Annotated in this window: 3 protein-coding genes and 1 pseudogene; all 4 read left to right on the top strand. The window is 34.1% G+C overall.

Annotation, left to right across the window (positions count from 1 at the left end; translation table 11 throughout):
- Positions 1-287 (top strand): annotated as a pseudogene (locus HMPREF2603_RS13225) (helix-turn-helix domain-containing protein); the annotation flags it as partial.
- 1 nt (position 288) lies between these two features.
- Positions 289-1,065 (top strand): ATP-binding protein, encoded by a 777-nt coding sequence (locus tag HMPREF2603_RS08435; RefSeq protein WP_060804386.1) that lies wholly within the window; start codon positions 289-291, stop codon positions 1,063-1,065.
- A 165-nt stretch (positions 1,066-1,230) separates the two neighbouring features.
- Positions 1,231-1,638: a RusA family crossover junction endodeoxyribonuclease gene (locus HMPREF2603_RS08425; RefSeq protein ID WP_070468865.1), complete on the top strand. Its 408-nt coding sequence runs from the start codon at positions 1,231-1,233 to the stop codon at positions 1,636-1,638.
- Positions 1,639-1,824 (top strand): hypothetical protein, encoded by a 186-nt coding sequence (locus HMPREF2603_RS08420; protein ID WP_060804335.1) that lies wholly within the window; start codon positions 1,639-1,641, stop codon positions 1,822-1,824.
- The last annotated feature ends 36 nt before the right edge of the window (positions 1,825-1,860 follow it).

Here is a 1,860-nt window from a genome sequence, read left to right as displayed (position 1 = left end):
TTACGCGTGAGCAATTTGAGGAGTGGTGGCAACTTTATGATAAAAAACTAGACAAAAAGAAAGCTGCATCACTATTCAAGTCAGCACTAAAAAAACATGACTTCGATACTATCATGAACGGTACTAGAGAATATCTGAAAACAATTACTAATAAACAATATCAAAAGTACCCTAAAACATTCCTAGGACAAGAAAGTTATTTAAATGACTTTACACAAGAAACAGTACCAAACGGAATGGATCAACTAGAGCGAATGAAATACGACCCTAGTTATTGGGAGGAATAAAATGCAATCATTTTCAAATATTATGCAAGGAAGCAGACTTAAGAAAAATATAGTCGAAGAAGAGCATGGACTTAAATGTGAAAGTTGCGGCAGAACTTATGACTATTACAAGTTCAGCAATGGTCAGGAATTTAGACATGGTTGTGATTGCTCAATGATTGAAGCTGGTAAAGAAGCTACTAAAAAAAGACAGCAACGTAAAATAGACGACTCATTCAATCAATCTACAATTAATCCATCTATTAAAGATGCAACAGTTAATAACTATATTCCTAACAATGAGTCGCAAGTAAAAGCTAAGCAAACTGCAATAGAATATGTTCAAAGTTTTACGACAGAAAAAGACAAAATGAAGTCTATTCTTTTTAGAGGAAGCTATGGGACAGGTAAATCGCATTTAGCTTATGCTATTGCAAAAGCAATTAAAAATAAAGGTTATAAGGTTGCTTATATGCAGATACCCGATTTGATGGATAGAATTAAAGCAACATATAACAATCAATCCTATCAAACATTTGATGAACTTAAAATACAATTAATCAATTTAGACTTATTAGTGTTGGATGACATAGGTGTTAGCAATAGTGATCATGATTTAGGAAAGCTATACACGATTGTTAACAATAGACAGAATAAAAATAATATATTTACTACTAATTTTAAAGAGTCGGAACTTAATCAAAATGTACATTGGCATAGGATTAATTCAAGAATGAAAAAAGGGAGCCGTAAAGTAAATGTTATCGGCGATGATTACAGGGAGCGAGATGCATGGTGATGTTAACCAAAGATTATATCGTACGTCATCTTAACTGCAGTTCAGTATTTGCAGAGATGATGATTACACAAGCACAGGGCAACGCTGATAGATTGTACGACTTATTCCTATACCAATGTAAAAAACGGAGTACAACGCCCGCTGTGCGTCAAATAGAGGTGTCTTATGGAGATAGAAATTAAATTCAACGAAACACATAAAGCACCTATGGCTTCACCAAGACCCAGATTTGCGAATAGAGGAAAATATGTACAAACCTATATGCCTGCAACTTATACGGCACATAAAGCTTTTATACAAAAGCAGATGCCTAAGGCTATGTTGGAAAACAACTTAATAGTCACGATAGAGTTTTTATTCAATCCACCACAAAGTTGGAGTAATAAGAAAAGGTTAGCAATGATAGGACAGTACAAGCGAACTAAGCCAGATATAGACAACTTGATCAAGACTGTATTAGACGCTGCAAACAAACATCTATGGAAAGACGATAACCAAATTGTAGAGGTCAGAAGTTTTAAAAAGTATGCAGATGAATCGAAGATTGTCATGTCTGTGACGGAGGTTGGTTAGATGCGAGAAGAAACAATGCGTATGCAATATACGATTACGTTTGAAAAAGATATTCCTGTACTGCTAAAGAAACATGAAGATTTAGCAGATGTAGAAGAACAAGTAATCGAAGGTATATTCAGAAACGCAAAAGAGCATATAGATGGCGAAATTAAAGAAATCGATAATATCGAGTGGAGGTACTAATCATGGGAAAATTTATTTATAAAGGTGAAACGATTG

Origin of the sequence: Staphylococcus sp. HMSC055C03, from assembly GCF_001809385.1 — a bacterium.
Classification (GTDB): domain Bacteria; phylum Bacillota; class Bacilli; order Staphylococcales; family Staphylococcaceae; genus Staphylococcus; species Staphylococcus simulans.
Note: the sequence above shows the minus strand (reverse complement) of the source record. Positions and strands in the feature narration are given on the sequence as shown.